We start from the raw sequence: 16,355 nt of genomic DNA, 5'->3' as shown, positions 1-16,355 counted from the left end.
AAAAAAAAGATACTTACATGCCAGTGGCTTTATAATATTCTTTTGAACCTGAGATTTTCAATTCGGTAAAAGCTACTCCTCTATTTTTAAAACTCAACTGATTTTAAAAATCATATCTTAAAAACGGACCATAATTTTCCACAAACTCTTTTTGAGGTCCAAATCGATCAAAGTTAGCACCCATCCCAAAGTTCCATTTCCCAAGTTTTAGCCCTGCTCTTAGATACAGATAACTCCTGTTATGCCGATTTTCCTCAAAATTTCGAATATACATAAATTGTATTCTTGTGTACAAAGACAATTTGTCTCCCAACTTTGGTTTAAATTCATATAAACCCAAAACCTGACCCTCATTGTTGCCATTAGCATAATATGAAAGAAGTGTAATGGCTAAAATATTTCGCGTGATAAAGCTATGTTTTGGCCCAACTATGGGAGTAAAACCTGCGAAAGAATTTATCCTGGTCCCCACAAATACTGAAAATCCCTTGTAAAGTTCATAGTCAATTTGCACTGGTACGGTAATTCTATTTTCAGGACTATTTTCCTCATAAGTTGAAGTGAATGTAGTCACAGTGAAAAAACCGAATTTACTTTCAGGGGTAAATTGTCTTTTCATTACCATCTGAAAAAAATATCGATTATGGCCAAGCATAATTTCAACTGGAATTGGAGGAGGATTAGTTTGACCCTTGATTTTAAAGGAAAGTGTGAGGATAAGACTAAAAAGAGCTAATGTTAAAATATTTTGGTTCATTTTCACGGTCGTTTAAATTTGGATAATATAAAGTTAAGGGGGGGGCACCAAAATAAGTATTGCGCTACAGCAACATTTTGAATTTAGGAAAATTATAATAATGCTTTTAACTCATTTCAAAGTTTCAGGATATAGATCTAAATGGTAAGAAAGTTCTGCTCTTTAACTTCAAATCCATTAGATTCAGGGTTGGTTAACCATTAATGATAAAATAGATTAAGATGTATGACATTGTGAGGGTTATCGGATTTGTACAATCTCTCTTTGGGGTTTTAATTTTCTTAACCAAACGGCCCAAACATTTAAGTTTTGTGTTTTTAACGATTTGGATGGGTTTAATAGCTGTTCATATGGGAGCTGGCTTATTGCCTTTTCAGGTGGTGGAGTTCTTTAGACCAGGAGTTTTTCCCATCATGTTTCTGACAGGTCCGCTATTTTACCTTTACATTAGCTCCCTGGCGATAGAAGATTTCAAAATAAAACCCATTCAACTGTTACATTTGATCCCCTTTTTGCTGGTTGTTATCCATCGTTCCACAATCCGTGGGGTACCCATTTCAGGTATCCCTGACTTAACAGAAAATCCGGATTATATCTATAATAAAATATATTATTCCTTTTTAATGATTTCAGTATTTGCCTACTGGTTTTTTGGTTTGAAACTTATTTTAAAACATCGAAAAAATATTCCTTTATATTTTTCCAATTATAACAGTAAAAATACTTTAACCTGGCTGATTTTTGTATTGTCCTTATTTCTGGTTTTATTCATCACAAGTTTTTTTACTTTTTTTATGAGTAAGGTATTAGAATTAGAAATTGCTAGGTATTCCACGCTTAGTTTTAACCTTACTATTTTCACCTTCATCATGGTTTATTTTGGTATCAATCAAAATGCTATTTATGAAAAGCCGGCTATGCGATTTAAAAAACCAAAACCAGAGGTCCAGGCCAATAATTCTGCACCAAAATATATTGGTTCTTCCTTAACTTCAGCACAGATTGAATCACTTTCAAAATCCATCAATAATTATTTAAAGGAACAAAAACCTTATCTGAATAACCAATATAACTTGCAGATGATGGCGGATGATTTAGATATTTCAAAGCATAATTTGTCGCAGGTAATTAACAGTGGACAAAAGAAAAATTTTTATAAATTCATCAATGAATTTCGGGTAGAAGAAGTAAAGGAAAAATTAATGGATCCTTCCTACAAACACTATTCAATTTTAGGAATTGCCCTGGAATGTGGTTTCAATTCAAAAACCACCTTTAACCGAATTTTTAAGGAAGAAACCGGATACACTCCAACTGAATATCTTAAAAATAAATTACCTCAAAAAGGTTTCAAATAATCGGTTGGTACCCCTCATAATAATCAATCAGGTACTTTTGAAAATAATAGCAGCAAGCACTCACACGACCTAATAATCTGAGTCTGCTATATTTTTCACCTAATTGCATTAAATAAACTTTATCCAAAGCATGAATAGTTTAACCAATAAAATTGTTTTTCAAAATGCTGTAAAAAAGGGATTTTCAAAAGCCTGCACTTTTCTATTTTTCCTGATCATTTTTCTTTCATCATGCACGAAAGAAAAGCTTTTTATCCAACCGGAATTAGGTGTTCGATCTATAGAACTTTTGAAGGAAGATAATTATCAGTTTAAAGATATGAACAAGAATGGCAAACTGGATATTTATGAAGATTGGCGTTTGTCAACAGATGAAAGGGTTGCCAATTTACTTTCCCAAATGTCTGTGGAAGAAAAAGTTGGCTTTATGCTGATAAGTACAATTAACATGGGAAGTGATTCAGAAGATGAAAATACCAGTCCTTTTAATAGAAATAGAAAAGTTACCAGCGATTTATATGAAAAGGATGATATCCGTGAGACAAACTTTTTCACAAGAAAACCTCTTCCTGTACCTATGATGGGTGTTTCCGGGACTACAAAGGGAATACTGGAAAGACATCTCCGGCATTTTATTTTACGCGCAAATACTAAGGCAACAACAATTGCAGACTGGGCCAACAAGGTACAGGCAGTCGCTGAATCTTCACGTTTGGGTATTCCGGTTATTATTGCTTCTAATCCCCGTAATCATGTGAGTATAGACCAATCAACAGGAATCGGACTAGGAGAAACAACGTTTACAAAATGGCCGGGTGAACTAGGACTGGCTGCCATGCGGGATTTTGATTTGACACGTGAATTTGCAGAAACTGCTGCTCAAGAATGGGTAGCCGCGGGAATCCGAAAAGGATATATGTATATGGCAGATTTGGCTACAGAACCCAGGTGGGGACGAACTGAAGGTACTTTTGGTGAAGATGCAGATTTATCTGCCAATATGATTCGGGAAATTGTTTTGGGATTTCAGGGAGAAAAGTTAGGATCGGGTTCTGTGGCACTCACCACTAAACATTTTCCTGGAGGTGGACCTCAGAAAGAAGGGCAGGATGCACATTTTGACTGGGGGAAAGATCAGGAATATCCTGGTAAAATGATGGAGTATCATCTGAAACCTTTTCAAGCAGCCATTGAGGCTGGTACTTCTGCAATGATGCCTTATTACGCTGTGCCCGTCAATACAGCATATGATGAGGTGGGGTTTGCCTATAATAAGGGTGTAATCACGGATTTACTTCGGGGAAAACTAGGTTATAAAGGGATTGTAAATTCAGATACCGGACCTATTTTTATGATGCCCTGGGGTGTTGAAAATCTTTCCATTTCAGAACGTTATCAAAAAGCTATCGAAGCTGGAGTAGACCTCTTTTCAGGTGTAGCAGATCCAACTTTTCTCCTGGCAGCTGTACAGGAAGGACTTGTCTCAGAAAGCCGCATAGATGAATCTGTAACTCGCTTACTAAAAGAAAAATTTGAACTGGGACTTTTTGAAAATCCTTATGTAGATGAACAGGTTGCAAGTACCGTTGTAGGGAATGAAAAATTTCAGGAGCGAGGGAATTTGGCCTTTAGAAAATCTATTGTTCTATTAAGAAATGAAGATTCCCTACTTCCATTGAAGCCAAAAACAAAAGTGTATTTTGAAAAATACATTGTAGAGCGGGGAGATACAGATAACCCACATGTGGTGATTAATCCGGAAACGAATCACTGGGATATGGAATTTGTGGACTCCCCCGAAGAAGCTGATTTGGTTATCCTTTGGTTAATTCCTCATACCGGAGGATTGTTTGGCTCAAATGGTGAAAAAATATTTAATGAATTGTCAAAAAATAATATTGATGTAGCATATGTCAATAAAATTAAGGACCAGAAACCAACAGTCACAGTTATAAATTTTAGCAACCCATGGGTTATTAATGAAATTGATAACGATAACTTAAATACTGTTTTGGCCACCTTTGGTACTACCAGCGATGCTTTACTGGATGTGCTTTCGGGAAAGTTTAATCCAACGGGTAAAATGCCGTTTTCCATTCCAGTTTCAGGAGAAGCAGTTGAAAATAACTTAGCTGATGTACCTGGTTATCAGGAAGATGATGGCTATGCTTTATTCAAATTTGATGAAGGCTTAAGTTATCCGAAATAATTTTTATAAATCCCTGCTAATCAGGAAAATTAAGACTCTCCTAATGTCATAGTCACAAATAGGTTTGTATTCATACAAACTGGTAGGGTCAAATAGAAAATACAAAAAACTGTAGGTGAAATGCAATTAAGAAAATTTACATTTTTTTGATTGATACCAACAAGAAAAGAGGATTTAAACAAAAATTACGGCTGGCCACATGGGAAAACTTGTGATATACATATTCATTTTTTTCAGTACTTTGGCATTTGGAAACTTATTTTTTGACCCGCCAAAAGGAATTAAAGATCCCTTATCAGGGACACAAACCAATAATTCTGATTTCGAAAAGTATTGTGGTTTATTACCAAATCTGAATCTGCCATTCAAAATGCACTGCAATGATGATGTTTCCCATCCCTGCATTGATATAAAAAATGAATACATTTTGAAATACAAGCCTAATAGCGCAAATATTCTTGGGAAAATTAAAATTAATCAGAATACATATGGTATTATTTATACCTATCCCTCCAATGATATTTTTCCCGTTGTCCAAACCTATTCATGGGATGGAAAACCTATGGCCAAACTAAATCTATTGACCAAGAATTGTGGTCGCGAAAATGACCTCTACTCTTCATCTACCTTTATCATTGAAAACCATTGTAAAATGACCGTTATCGACAGTATGTTCAGATATGAACTGGATGAGGAAAACAACATAGTCGGATTATTAAAAAGTGAAATTAAGCAAACCCACTATTCTTTTAGCTCAAATGGACAAATTTTAAAAGAATAAATCAATTGTTAATTATTTGAGAATTATGAAATATGCAAATTTCAATACCGAAGATTTTCTTACAGATGAAGGATTCCAGAATTTTATTTTTCATTCCCAAAAGAAAGGACTGTGGATTAATTTTCTACTTGAATATCCTGAAAAATTAAACGATTTTATGGAAGCCGCTCAATTGCTAAAAAATTTAAAGTTTGTGCCCCAAAAACCGTCAATCCTTGAAAAAAATCAGGATACCCAGAAAATAAAATCTATTCTAAAAATGCTTTAAATTAATTTTTAGCTTCATCTTTTTAGGTACCTCAGTGTTTTTGAGTTTCTCTTTCCTGAAAATTGAAAATTACTGAAAGGTATTAACATTATCCTGGCGATGATCATCCTATTTTTAATGTAAAATCTATTCTGGAACAAATAAGGCGGTTAAAGAGCGCGACCTATTTTTAGCGCAATGAACCTGTAAATTTTACCACTACCCATTTACTCCAGAAATCAAATTGAATACACAGGAAAAGGAAAAATGATTCTATATTTTGGAGATGAGCTGTCCACAAAAAATAGGGACAGCTCACCAATCATCGTTTGCCCCAATTGTTGCAATAAGTTTTATCCTACTTGCAGTTGGAATTATTGATTTGCTATTTTTTTATTTTACTTTGATACATCAGGTTAATTGAAGCGCAATAATTTACCACCTCAATTTTTATTTAAAAGCTATATTATCCAAGTAAACTCTCAGGTTGTAACTCAGTTTGCCTTGTAACATCAGTTGCCAGTTTTACTACCTTCATTACCTTTCCATCTGCATCAAATATTGGATTATAAATAGCATTTAGCCATATATATTGTCCTTCTGAATTTTTCCTTTTAAATACTCCGGATGTTGGTGTTCCGGCAGCCAATTGCTGCCAAAATGATTGATATTCCTTAGATTCTAAAATTTCCTGAGGAACAAAAATTTGATGATGTTTCCCCTGAATTTCCTGTAAAGAAAATTTTACCGTATTGAGGAAGTTCTCATTTGCCGAAATAATATTGCCTTCAGGCGTAAACTCTATGGTAGCCATGGTAGCGTTGATCCCCTGAATTATCCCCTCATTTTCGGCTTTTAATTTTTGTTGATGCGTAACATCTGTAGCAAATTTTACCACTTTAGTTACCTTTCCTTCTGCATCAAAAATCGGATTATAAATGGCATTTAACCATATCATTTCTCCTTCAGAATTTATTCTCTTAAACACTCCTGTTGTGGGGGTTCCAGACGCCAGTTTCTGCCAAAATGATTGATATTCCCTTGATTCCAGGATTTCCTGAGGAACAAAAATTTGATGATGTTTTCCTTGAATTTCATGTAAAGAAAATTTAACAGTATTCAGGAAATTTTCATTTGCCGAAATAATATTACCTTCAGGCGTAAATTCTATGGTAGCCATGGTGGCATTTATTCCATTTAAAATGCTTTTGGATTCCGCTGAAGATTTTTCAATCTCTTTATTTTTTCTAGAGAGTTCCTCCTGCGTGCTTTGCATTTCTTCCAGATTCTGCCTCATTTCTTCCTCCTGAGCCCTTAATTCTTCTGCTTGTTGTTGAGTCTCATCCAATAATATTTTAGTGCGTTGAGTAACTTTTGTATTGGAAAAAGTAGAGGCAATACTTTCAGATAATTTTTCCAGAAACTCTAATTGATATGGCTCAATTAATGAAAAAGACGCAATTTCTAACACCCCATAAACCGTCTCATTTATTTTTAAAGGAACAATCAGAATGTTTTTGGGTAATGCCTCCCCCAGACCAGAAGTGATGGTTACATAATCCTCAGGAACTTCAGTAAGATAAACCGTTTCTTTTTCCAAAAATGCCTGACCAACCAATCCTTCACCCAGTCCAATGCTTTTATTCAGGTATTTTTTCTTATTGTAGGCATAACAGCCAATAAGTTCCAGAAATTTATTTTGACTGTCATCATCATTCAAAATAAATATAGCTCCCTGATTTGCATTTAAATATTTAACCAGACTACTTAATATCTTGTCCGCTACTTCCTGGATCTCCTCATTTTGTATCCTCAGGATTTCTGCAAATTGTGCTAAACCCTGCGTCACCCAATTCCTCTTTTGTTCTTCTTCATTTATCAGTTTCATTTTATCTCTCATACTTAACAGGGCCATGGCCAATGGATTTGTCTTATCCTCCGTATGATCAATTAAATTCGTATCTAAATTCCCATTTTCTACTTCTTTTATAAATGAAGTGCATTTGGAAATCATCATTTCCTGATCCGAAACCTTTTGCTGAAAATGTTTTAATGCTGATTTTTTTAATATTTGGTATGGGAGTAAGTTTTTCATAATTTTTTGCGATAATTCCCCTGAAAAACGTAAGCCTATACTTATCGGGATACCCAATTAACTTTATTATGTTTATAAAAGTTAAAGTGTCAGTTTCTATCCTTTCCCACAAATAACCAGTAAATGTTTAAACATACTTGCTGTAATGAACTCACCTAGCAAACTTTTCATAAACCATAAAAATAACTTATGTAATCTATATAAAATATAAATAATAATAAATGAATTCAATGCTTTACTTTTGATTGAATTGTCTCAACAAACCTAGTATTATGAATCAATTTAGCAGAAATAAAGTGGGGATTGATGTTAAAAAAACAGAAAAAAGGGGCTTAGAAGCCTTGTGGGTGAATATCATCGTTATATCCTTATTAACCGTTTGGTTTTCCCTATCCCTCTATTACGATTGTTTGTTTTTAATGGAGGTGCTGTCATCCAGCCTTATTATTTTAATTACCATTTTTATGAGAGGGTTAGATGAAATTCAGGATCAATCCAACAGGAATACTTAAATTCAGCAAGATTATTTACCTGCTTTTTTCCAAAACTTTATCAAATCTGCTGTCCATACAAATGCTTATATCCGTGGTTATGAATTTACCCTCATAAAATAAACTGAAAATTGTAGCAGGAGTTGGAGCAGACTGAGCTTGTTCCTTGGTTTCCAGTTTAATTATTTCCAAAGGCAAATTCCGTTTTTCAGCTGTTTCAATCAGCGAATTTCTTACATGGAATTCCGAGAATGGGCATCTGTTCGAATAATAAACAACTATTCCCTTTTGATTCACCTGCTCAGTATTTCTTACTGAATCTTTAAATTTGGGTGTAACTTCCTCTGTTTTATTTTTTTTTGCTAACAAACTAAATCCTGATGGCAGTGTTTCACAAGTTTCAAATCCCTGCCTGATCAGCCATTTGGTATCACTCATAAAATGGAATTTTTTAGTTCCAACTACAGTAACCAAACCCGCCAGCCCCTTAGTTTTTGCATCCATCATGGCCAAATTGAGTAATTCTTTTCCATATCCTTTTCCCTTATATTTCCCCGATACCCAAAAACAGTTAATTAATAAATATTTGGGTGCTTCAACAGGTACCCAGCCATTTTCTGCAGGGCCATATTCAATAAATACCTTTGCTCGGGCATCAAGCCTGCGAAAAACATATCCGTTCTCCAATTCCTTTTTTAACCAGTCCTTTTTCATTTCATAACTATCCTTACATTTTTTATCGGAGATGGCACAACAAATATGTTCCTGATCAATATTGTTTTGGTGGAGAGTGATGATGTTTTCCATGGTATTTTCGCATTTAAATTCATTCAAAAATATGGGCAGTTGTGACAGCCTTATGTCAGTAGGCTCTCCATTTTTTTAGGAACAGGTTTTTTTAGCCTAAAAAATTTACTATTCGATCCCGTCTAACTTAATTGAATTTGATGCTTGTTTCCTATGACAAACCACATCCTTTACAGAGGATAATGATACTCGAAGAAGTTTAAACTATTCCTTTCCTCATGAGTTTATCAGGTATGACAACTGAAGATCATGATAGAATAATTCAAATGGCCTGGGAAGATAAAACTCCCTTTGAAGCTATTGAGTATCAATTTGGTTACACAGAGAAACTGGTTATTAAATTGATGAGAGGAGCCCTCCATCCCAAGAGCTTTAAAAGATGGCGGAAACGTGTAAACAGCGGTGGCAGCCAAAAGCATTTGGAAAAAAGAAATCCATCCATAACCAGATTTAAATGTTCCAGACAAAAACAAATCAGTTACAATAAAATTTCCAAAAGATGAAAGAATTCGTGACCGACTATGCTTCCATCATTCAGCAAATGAATTCAATTCAACCTATTGATTATGGATCAACCCGAAATTATGTGGATGGTGCGGTTACAAGATTATCCCCCTACATTTCCAGAGGAGTGATTTCAACGAAATTGGTCTACAAATCAATTCTCGACCGGGGTTTTAATCCTTACAATTCCATTAAACTGATTCAGGAATTAGCCTGGAGGGATTATTGGCAACAAATCTGGATAGCTAAAGGTGAAGGCATAAATGAAGATTTAAAAAGAGAACAGCCTGAAGTTGAAAATTATAAAATGCCTGAAAATCTGATTACCAGTCAAACGGGAATCAGGGCCGTGGATCAGGCCATCCGTGAATTTTACCAGACTGGCTATATGCACAATCATATGCGAATGTATGTGGCTTCCCTGGCATGCAATCTGGGAAAAAGTCATTGGTTGATTCCGGCAAAATGGATGTATTTCCACTTATTGGATGCCGATTGGGCGAGTAATGCCCTAAGTTGGCAGTGGGTAGCCGGAGCAAACAGCAATAAAAAGTATTTTGCCAATCAAGAAAATATCAACAAGTTTTTCTATTCCGATCAGAACGGTACTTTTCTGGATGTTGCCTATGATACTTTTAATCAAATGGAAATTCCTGGAGCACTTGCTAAGCTATCAATACCTCAATTAGAAACTAACTTAATTCAAGCTCCGCCAATTTCGATAGATGAACATAAGCCTACATGCATTTACAATTTTTACAACCTGGATCCAAATTGGAGAACCGAAATGGATACTAACAGGATTTTGCTTCTGGAACCCAGCCATTTCGATCAATATCCAATTGCTAAAAAATCATTGGATTTCATGATCAATCTTGCGAAAAATATTACGGATATTCAAATTTTTACAGGTGAATTCGATGAACTAAAATCAGCGTTCCAACTTGATAAAATTTTCTTTAAAGAACATCCGCTAAACAAACATTATAATGGCATTGAAGACTCACGAGACTGGATGTTTGAGGTAAAAGGATATTTCCCGTCCTTTTTTGCTTTTTGGAAAAAATGTAAGAAAGAAATCCCTTACCACTATGAAGCACATTAATATCGTCTGGCTAAAAAGAGATTTAAGATTACAGGATCATGAACCATTGTTGGAAGCTGAAAATTCAGCTTTGCCCTATTTGATCATATACCTGTTTGAACCATCCATTATAAAGCATGAGGATACTTCCTTAAGACATCTTCAATTCATTTATCATTCGATTGAAACACTGAATGTTAAATTAAAAGAATTCAATAAACGAATCCATTTATTTCATGCCGAAGCATGTGAAGTCTTTCAGTTTCTGGTAGACAGATTTAAGATCCAAAATCTATTCAGTTATCGGGAAAGCGGCATAGAAAAGACATGGTATCGGGACAAAACAGTGAAAAAATTCCTGGGCCAACATGAAATTAATTGGAAGGAATATCAGCGAGATGGCATTTTAAGGGGGATTCAGCACAGGAAAGGTTGGGATGAAAAATGGTATGCTAAAATGAATGAACCTTGTATCAGAAATAATTACTCTAATACTGGTCAGCTAATTTTAGATCACCCATTTCAATTGAAGAAAGATTTGAAGGCGAACCTGGAGTTGTATCCAAAAGAATTCCAACCTGCAGGAGAGCAAAAAGCCTGGAAATACCTTCATTCATTCACTCACCAAAGGGGATTTTATTATAATTATTACCTCTCCAAACCTCTGGAAAGCCGGGAATCCTGCAGTAGAATTTCGCCTTATTTAGCCTGGGGAAATTTAAGTATCAGGCAGGCTTATCAGCATGTAAAAAATCATCCGAACTATCAGCATCACCAGCGTGCGTTTAGTGCCTTTCTTTCCCGCTTGAAGTGGCATTGTCATTTCATTCAAAAGTTTGAAATGGAATGTGATTACGAGCATACCTGTATAAACAGGGGATATGAACTTTTGGAAAATGAAAACAATCCGGAACTGCTAAAAGCCTGGAAGGAAGGAAAAACCGGTTTCCCTTTAGTGGATGCCTGCATGAGGTGTGTGATCCAGACAGGATGGTTGAATTTCAGGATGCGAGCCATGCTGGTGTCATTTTTATGTCATCATCTGGATCAGGATTGGAGGAATGGAGTTTATCATTTGGCCAGACAATTTTTAGATTATGAACCTGGTATTCATTACCCTCAATTTCAAATGCAGGCGGGAACCACTGGTATCAATACGATTAGAATGTATAATCCGGTGAAGCAATCCCAGGAGCACGATCCTAAGGGAATTTTTATTAAAAAGTGGATTCCTGAATTAAAAAATATACCTGAAAATCATATTCATAAACCCTGGAAAATGAGCAAGCTGGAGCAGGCTTTCTCTGGAGTAAATATTGGAGCAGATTACCCTATGCCTATTATTGATCTGGAAGAAAGAGCTAAAGCTGCACGGGATAAAATCTGGGGTCATAAAAAACATCTTGCCGTAAAAGAAGAAAGCAAAAGAATTATCGCCACCCATACACGACAATAAAAATATGCATTTAACAAAAAAAGATATTGAAAATACAGAACGTATAAAAAGACTGAACATCATTAACTCAGTCTCTGGTATAAAACCTGCAAACCTGATAGGGACCAAATCAAAAGACGGCTATCCGAATCTTGGGATATTTAGCAGTGTAGTCCACCTGGGTAGCTCACCTGCACTACTGGGATTTATCATGAGGCCACAACATGAAAAACCAAGAGATACCTATCTGAATATTAAAGAAAGTGGCTTTTACACGATTAATCATGTACATCAAAACTTTATAGAACAGGCCCACTTTACCTCTGCTAAGTTCCCAAAAGAAACTTCCGAATTTGAGGTCTGTGAATTTACCGAAGAATATTTATATGGATTTCAGGCCCCTTTTGTGAAAGAAAGTCCTTTAAAAATCGGCATGAAACTGATAGAAGAAATTCCTATTCAGGTAAATAAAACTATTTTAATGATTGGGGAAATCCAGCATATTTCCATTCCGGAAAATTCAATGGATGAGCAGGGGCACATCAATTTAACCTCTCTGGGTTCGGCAGGAATTTCAGGAGTAAATAGTTATTATGAACTGAATAAAATTAACCAGTTTCCCTATACCAAAGCCAACAAATTACCCAGGTTTGAAAAAATACAACAATGAAAAAACAACATCTTCCCCAAAAAATATGTCTGGTTTGCGAACGGCCATTTACCTGGAGGAAAAAATGGAGAAATTCATGGGAAGAAGTAAAATATTGCAGTAAAAAATGTAGTAGACACAAAAAGAAAAGCTTTGAGTAAAATAGCCCTAATCTTCCCCCATCAACTTTTTGAGGAAAATCCTTTAACTCAAAAGGAATATGATATTTATTTAGTTGAAGAAACCCTTTTTTTCAATCAGTTTGCCTTTCATAAACAAAAGCTGGCTTTTCATCGGGCTACAATGAAGTTTTATGAGAAGCATCTTAATTCGAAAGGTTTTAAGGTCAATTATATTGAGGCTCATTCTTCATTATCTGATGTCCGAAAGCTTATTGAGCATTTGGCACAAAAGGAACCTGAGGAAATTCATATCATCGATCCAACTGATAATTGGTTACAGAAGAGAATTTCAAAAAAGGCAGCTGAATTAAAATTGAAACTGGTCATTCATGATTCGCCTCTTTTTCTTACCAAAAAGGAAGATTTACAACCTTTTTTCCGATCGGATAAAAAGAAATTTCATCAGACTTCATTTTATATTGAACAAAGAAAACACTACAAAATTCTTTTAGAAAATGAGGAAAAACCTAAAGGCGGAAAATGGAGTTTCGATGATGAAAACAGAAAGAAATATCCTAAACAAAAAACACCTCCTTCTGTAAATTATCCGAAAACAGAGGCTGTTTTCGAAGAGGCCCGGGAATATATTCAGGCACACTTTTCTGATAACCCTGGTCAGTTAGGAGAAAGTCCACTTTACCCTTTTAACTTTTCTTCAGCCAAAAAATGGTTGGAGGAATTTCTGAAAAACAGATTTTCGGACTTTGGAACTTACGAGGATGCCATTGTAAAAAAGGAAAGCATACTGCACCATAGCGTGCTAACTCCTATGCTCAATGTTGGATTGCTGACTCCTGATTTTGTAATTGATGAGGCACTGGATTATGCCAAATCCAGCGAAATCCCCATCAATTCACTTGAAGGGTTTATCCGTCAGCTGATTGGCTGGCGAGAATTTATCCGGGGAATTTATGAAGCCAAGGGCAATGAACAACGAACGAAAAACTTTTGGAATTTCAGCAGGAAAATTCCAAAAGGATTTTATACAGGTTCAACAGGAATTCCACCCATAGACCACACCATTAAGAAAATTCTACACACTGGATATTGTCATCACATTGAGCGATTGATGGTACTTGGGAATTTTATGATGCTTTGCGAGTTTGATCCGGATGAGGTTTACCGCTGGTTTATGGAATTATTTATTGATGCCTATGATTGGGTGATGGTACCCAATGTTTATGGGATGAGCCAATTTGCGGATGGCGGATTGATGTCTACAAAACCTTATATTAGCAGTAGTAATTATTTAATGAAAATGAGTGATTATGAAAAAGGAGATTGGCAGGAAACATGGGATGGATTATTCTGGAGGTTTATGCATGTCCACCGGGATTTTTTCACTCAAAATCCCCGTCTGGGCATGTTGGTAAAAACTTTAGATAAAATGGACGATCAGAAAAAGAAAAACCATCTTAAAAATGCAGAAGAATTTTTAAATCATTTAGCTGATTAGGCAGAAAGACTTTTTTCAAATGCAAAATGCTTAAGATAACTCTTTCCTCCCTGAGGGTTTCTCAAATCTGTGGATTTAAATTTTCCCTTTTATGTATGGATAAACCTTATCACTTCCCTTCCTGATAACATTGTATGCTCAATGTGCTAATGAAAAAAAGCTTATTCTCAGGATATAAATGAATGAAGATATGCCTTTCCTTTTTTTATAGCGATAAATCCGATTTTATCCTCCAATCATCAGGCATAATTCTCCTATCAAGTGAATCATTTATGGGATAAAACTAAAATAAAAATGACTATCCCTTGCTATTGGTTTAAACTATTTCATATTGAATATTTCCAGCTTTAAAACCTCAATCCAGGACCTGTAAAAATAAACTTGAAATTTTTTGGGTGCTTTTTATTAATTACTGGCACTAACTAAATAAGAAGGTAAAGAATTACCTAAATTAATGAAAATGAAAATCGCTAAAATAATTAACTTAAAAAATAACCAGGAATTTATTGAATCAACCTATGTCCTGAAAAATGAAATCCAGATAAAAAAAGATTTTAATAAAAAGTCTGATCACGAAATCTGGAGTGCTTTTAAGGAGGGCGATGAAAATGCCTTTAACTACATTTATAAGGTGTATACAGGGATGCTTTGCAATTATGGATACCAGTTCACCAAGCGAAAAGATTTAATCAGGGATGTAGTACAAAATCTTTTTATCGATTTAAGAAAAAACAGACAAACATTAGCCAAAGTAGTTTGTATCAAAGCCTTTTTGTTTAAATGGTTTTACAGAGCCTTATTGAAAAAATTAAAAAAAGAACAGAAGTATATTTTTAATACCGAATTAATTGAAAAACAGGGATTTAAAATTGAAATATCACAGGAAACTAAGATAATCCGAGAAGAAATGAGTAGTGAATTGAAAGCCTCACTACAAGCTGCAGTGGACAAACTGACCGACAGGCAAAGGCACATAATCATTCTGTTCTTTGAAGAAGGCCTTTCCTATAAGGATATTTCTGTCATAATGGATTTTAAAGATGTAAAATCAGCCCGGAAACTAGTTTACAGGGCGATTACCGCCATTAAAAAAGAAATGAATGGGATTTTTTAGCCTTAAAAAGCCTTTAGAACCCGACATTGCCAAAGCGTAAATAAATTATTATCAAGCAAAATAATTTATGATTTTTCAAAAAGACATATGAATTATTTAGAATACCAGACTGAAGATTTTCTTTCCGATGAGTTTTTTATCAAATGGGTAAATGAGCCGAATGAGGAAACCAACCATTTTTGGGAAAAGTGGTTACAAAACCATCCTGAGAAAAGCCGAGAAATAAATTTAGCCCGACAAATCACAAAAAATATCCATTATGGGGAAAGGTACGATTTAAGTGATCAACATTATATCGAGATGTTCGAAAAAATCATCCGGACAGATTCTTCAACAATAAACAAGCAGAAAAAAAAGTGGAATTTCAAATGGATAAGTGGGATTGCTGCCAGTATATTAATTGGTTTAATCGTTGGGTTTGGTTTCTTTCTAAATATGGATGAACCTGCTGAAAGCCCGCCCATTTCCTATATTATAAAAAAGAATCCTAAGGGGAAAAAATCTACCATTATTTTAAAAGATGGTACTAAAATTAAATTAAATTCTGAAAGCAGCTTAAAGATTCCAGAACATTTCTCAGGAAATGTCAGACGGGTTTTTCTTGAAGGGGAAGCTTTTTTTGAGGTGGCAGAGAATAAGGATAAACCATTTATTGTGGTAGTTGGCCACATAGAGGCAAAAGTATTAGGCACCTCCTTCAATATCAATAATTTTCAGGAAGTAAATATTGCCCTTGTGGAAGGAAAACTCCAGGTATCGGATGCTGATCAAAATAAACTTATTCTTCATCCCAATGAAATGATTACCTATTCGGGTAAGGGAAAAATCAAGAAAGATTTATTTGACAAACATAAAATCACGGGGTGGCAAAATGGGATTTTAATATTCGATAATGAACCTTTAACACTGGTATTTGAAAAAATTGAACGATGGTATGGAGTAGAAATACAGGTGGATGAATCTGTAAAGTTAAAAGGATCCTATTCAGGAATTTATGAGAAAGAGCCTCTGATTAATGTAATTAAAGGCATAAGTATAACCTCGGGATTTTCATACGATTTGAATAATAAAGTATTAAAAATAACAAACTAAACCACAAAACTGATCATGGAATTTTTTTTAAATACAAGCTAGTTAGTAAAAAATAGAACTGGACATCCTGAACCGCTAAATCCTTGATGCCCAG

The 16,355-nt window shown here is 34.9% G+C and carries 16 protein-coding genes; 13 read left to right on the top strand and 3 right to left on the bottom strand.

Annotation, left to right across the window (positions count from 1 at the left end):
- Positions 1–103: 103 nt before the first annotated feature.
- Positions 104–757: a hypothetical protein gene (locus A3EM_RS0129355; RefSeq protein ID WP_020531833.1), complete on the bottom strand. Its 654-nt coding sequence runs from the start codon at positions 755–757 to the stop codon at positions 104–106.
- Positions 758–978: 221 nt separating this feature from the next.
- Between A3EM_RS0129355 and A3EM_RS0129350 the strand changes: the two genes are divergently transcribed.
- The 4 genes from A3EM_RS0129350 to A3EM_RS0129335 all read left to right on the top strand — a co-directional run bounded on the left by A3EM_RS0129350 (position 979) and on the right by A3EM_RS0129335 (position 5,373).
- On the top strand, positions 979–2,115 hold the full coding sequence (locus A3EM_RS0129350; RefSeq protein ID WP_044240159.1) for a helix-turn-helix domain-containing protein: 1,137 nt from the start codon (positions 979–981) through the stop codon (positions 2,113–2,115).
- 130 nt (positions 2,116–2,245) lie between these two features.
- Positions 2,246–4,324, top strand: a complete 2,079-nt coding sequence (locus tag A3EM_RS0129345) for a glycoside hydrolase family 3 protein (RefSeq protein WP_020531831.1) — start codon at positions 2,246–2,248, stop codon at positions 4,322–4,324.
- A gap of 199 nt (positions 4,325–4,523) precedes the next feature.
- A complete protein-coding gene (locus tag A3EM_RS0129340) occupies positions 4,524–5,105 on the top strand; it encodes a hypothetical protein (protein WP_020531830.1) in 582 nt (193 codons plus the stop codon).
- Between the two features lie 25 nt (positions 5,106–5,130).
- On the top strand, positions 5,131–5,373 hold the full coding sequence (locus tag A3EM_RS0129335) for a hypothetical protein (RefSeq protein ID WP_020531829.1): 243 nt from the start codon (positions 5,131–5,133) through the stop codon (positions 5,371–5,373).
- A gap of 445 nt (positions 5,374–5,818) precedes the next feature.
- Here the strand turns inward: A3EM_RS0129335 and A3EM_RS43965 are convergent, their stop codons facing one another.
- Positions 5,819–7,447, bottom strand: coding sequence for a PAS domain-containing protein (locus tag A3EM_RS43965; RefSeq protein WP_020531828.1), 1,629 nt, complete (start codon positions 7,445–7,447; stop codon positions 5,819–5,821).
- A gap of 272 nt (positions 7,448–7,719) precedes the next feature.
- On the opposite strand from A3EM_RS43965, the gene A3EM_RS0129320 reads away from it, so the two are divergent.
- Positions 7,720–7,959 carry a hypothetical protein gene (locus A3EM_RS0129320; protein ID WP_020531827.1) on the top strand — a complete coding sequence of 80 codons (240 nt, stop codon included), beginning with the start codon at positions 7,720–7,722 and terminating at the stop codon, positions 7,957–7,959.
- Positions 7,960–7,974: 15 nt separating this feature from the next.
- On the opposite strand, the gene A3EM_RS0129315 is transcribed toward A3EM_RS0129320, so the two are convergent.
- A complete protein-coding gene (locus A3EM_RS0129315) occupies positions 7,975–8,745 on the bottom strand; it encodes a GNAT family N-acetyltransferase (protein WP_020531826.1) in 771 nt (256 codons plus the stop codon).
- Positions 8,746–8,978: 233 nt separating this feature from the next.
- On the opposite strand from A3EM_RS0129315, the gene A3EM_RS0129310 reads away from it, so the two are divergent.
- From A3EM_RS0129310 to A3EM_RS0129275, 8 genes are all read left to right on the top strand, one after another.
- Positions 8,979–9,248, top strand: coding sequence for a TIGR03643 family protein (locus tag A3EM_RS0129310; RefSeq protein WP_020531825.1), 270 nt, complete (start codon positions 8,979–8,981; stop codon positions 9,246–9,248).
- On the top strand, positions 9,245–10,354 hold the full coding sequence (locus A3EM_RS0129305) for an FAD-binding domain-containing protein (RefSeq protein ID WP_020531824.1): 1,110 nt from the start codon (positions 9,245–9,247) through the stop codon (positions 10,352–10,354). The genes A3EM_RS0129310 and A3EM_RS0129305 overlap by 4 nt, the downstream gene beginning before the upstream one ends.
- Positions 10,341–11,789 carry a cryptochrome/deoxyribodipyrimidine photo-lyase family protein gene (locus A3EM_RS0129300; protein WP_020531823.1) on the top strand — a complete coding sequence of 483 codons (1,449 nt, stop codon included), beginning with the start codon at positions 10,341–10,343 and terminating at the stop codon, positions 11,787–11,789. The genes A3EM_RS0129305 and A3EM_RS0129300 overlap by 14 nt, the downstream gene beginning before the upstream one ends.
- Positions 11,790–11,793: 4 nt before the next feature.
- The gene (locus A3EM_RS0129295) at positions 11,794–12,438 is read left to right on the top strand and encodes a flavin reductase family protein (protein ID WP_020531822.1); all 645 of its coding nucleotides are present in this window, start codon (positions 11,794–11,796) and stop codon (positions 12,436–12,438) included.
- Positions 12,435–12,578: a DUF2256 domain-containing protein gene (locus tag A3EM_RS47175; RefSeq protein ID WP_083925322.1), complete on the top strand. Its 144-nt coding sequence runs from the start codon at positions 12,435–12,437 to the stop codon at positions 12,576–12,578. The genes A3EM_RS0129295 and A3EM_RS47175 overlap by 4 nt, the downstream gene beginning before the upstream one ends.
- Positions 12,571–14,055: a cryptochrome/photolyase family protein gene (locus tag A3EM_RS0129285; protein WP_020531820.1), complete on the top strand. Its 1,485-nt coding sequence runs from the start codon at positions 12,571–12,573 to the stop codon at positions 14,053–14,055. Before A3EM_RS47175 ends, A3EM_RS0129285 begins: the two co-directional genes overlap by 8 nt.
- Before the next feature lie 454 nt (positions 14,056–14,509).
- A complete protein-coding gene (locus tag A3EM_RS0129280; RefSeq protein ID WP_157638149.1) occupies positions 14,510–15,169 on the top strand; it encodes an RNA polymerase sigma factor in 660 nt (219 codons plus the stop codon).
- An 87-nt stretch (positions 15,170–15,256) separates the two neighbouring features.
- Positions 15,257–16,261: a FecR family protein gene (locus A3EM_RS0129275; protein ID WP_020531818.1), complete on the top strand. Its 1,005-nt coding sequence runs from the start codon at positions 15,257–15,259 to the stop codon at positions 16,259–16,261.
- The last annotated feature ends 94 nt before the right edge of the window (positions 16,262–16,355 follow it).

The organism is Flexithrix dorotheae DSM 6795 (assembly GCF_000379765.1).
In the GTDB taxonomy this organism is placed as follows: Bacteria; Bacteroidota; Bacteroidia; order Cytophagales; family Flammeovirgaceae; genus Flexithrix; species Flexithrix dorotheae.
The sequence above is the reverse complement of the archived record's forward strand: the minus strand, read 5'-3'. Positions and strand labels throughout refer to the sequence as shown.

Excerpts from the sequence above, each read along its gene's own strand:
- A3EM_RS0129350 (WP_044240159.1), top strand. The coding sequence starts at position 979 with ATGTATGACATTGTGAGGGTTATCGGATTTGTACAATCTCTCTTTGGG.
- A3EM_RS0129340 (WP_020531830.1), top strand. The coding sequence starts at position 4,524 with ATGGGAAAACTTGTGATATACATATTCATTTTTTTCAGTACTTTGGCA.
- A3EM_RS0129275 (WP_020531818.1), top strand. The coding sequence starts at position 15,257 with ATGAATTATTTAGAATACCAGACTGAAGATTTTCTTTCCGATGAGTTT.
- A3EM_RS0129315 (WP_020531826.1), bottom strand. The coding sequence starts at position 8,745 with ATGGAAAACATCATCACTCTCCACCAAAACAATATTGATCAGGAACAT.
- A3EM_RS0129300 (WP_020531823.1), top strand. The coding sequence starts at position 10,341 with ATGAAGCACATTAATATCGTCTGGCTAAAAAGAGATTTAAGATTACAG.
- A3EM_RS0129345 (WP_020531831.1), top strand. The coding sequence starts at position 2,246 with ATGAATAGTTTAACCAATAAAATTGTTTTTCAAAATGCTGTAAAAAAG.
- A3EM_RS0129335 (WP_020531829.1), top strand. The coding sequence starts at position 5,131 with ATGAAATATGCAAATTTCAATACCGAAGATTTTCTTACAGATGAAGGA.
- A3EM_RS0129320 (WP_020531827.1), top strand. The coding sequence starts at position 7,720 with ATGAATCAATTTAGCAGAAATAAAGTGGGGATTGATGTTAAAAAAACA.
- A3EM_RS0129310 (WP_020531825.1), top strand. The coding sequence starts at position 8,979 with ATGACAACTGAAGATCATGATAGAATAATTCAAATGGCCTGGGAAGAT.
- A3EM_RS0129280 (WP_157638149.1), top strand. The coding sequence starts at position 14,510 with ATGAAAATGAAAATCGCTAAAATAATTAACTTAAAAAATAACCAGGAA.
- A3EM_RS43965 (WP_020531828.1), bottom strand. The coding sequence starts at position 7,447 with ATGAAAAACTTACTCCCATACCAAATATTAAAAAAATCAGCATTAAAA.
- A3EM_RS47175 (WP_083925322.1), top strand. The coding sequence starts at position 12,435 with ATGAAAAAACAACATCTTCCCCAAAAAATATGTCTGGTTTGCGAACGG.
- A3EM_RS0129305 (WP_020531824.1), top strand. The coding sequence starts at position 9,245 with ATGAAAGAATTCGTGACCGACTATGCTTCCATCATTCAGCAAATGAAT.
- A3EM_RS0129355 (WP_020531833.1), bottom strand. The coding sequence starts at position 757 with ATGAACCAAAATATTTTAACATTAGCTCTTTTTAGTCTTATCCTCACA.
- A3EM_RS0129295 (WP_020531822.1), top strand. The coding sequence starts at position 11,794 with ATGCATTTAACAAAAAAAGATATTGAAAATACAGAACGTATAAAAAGA.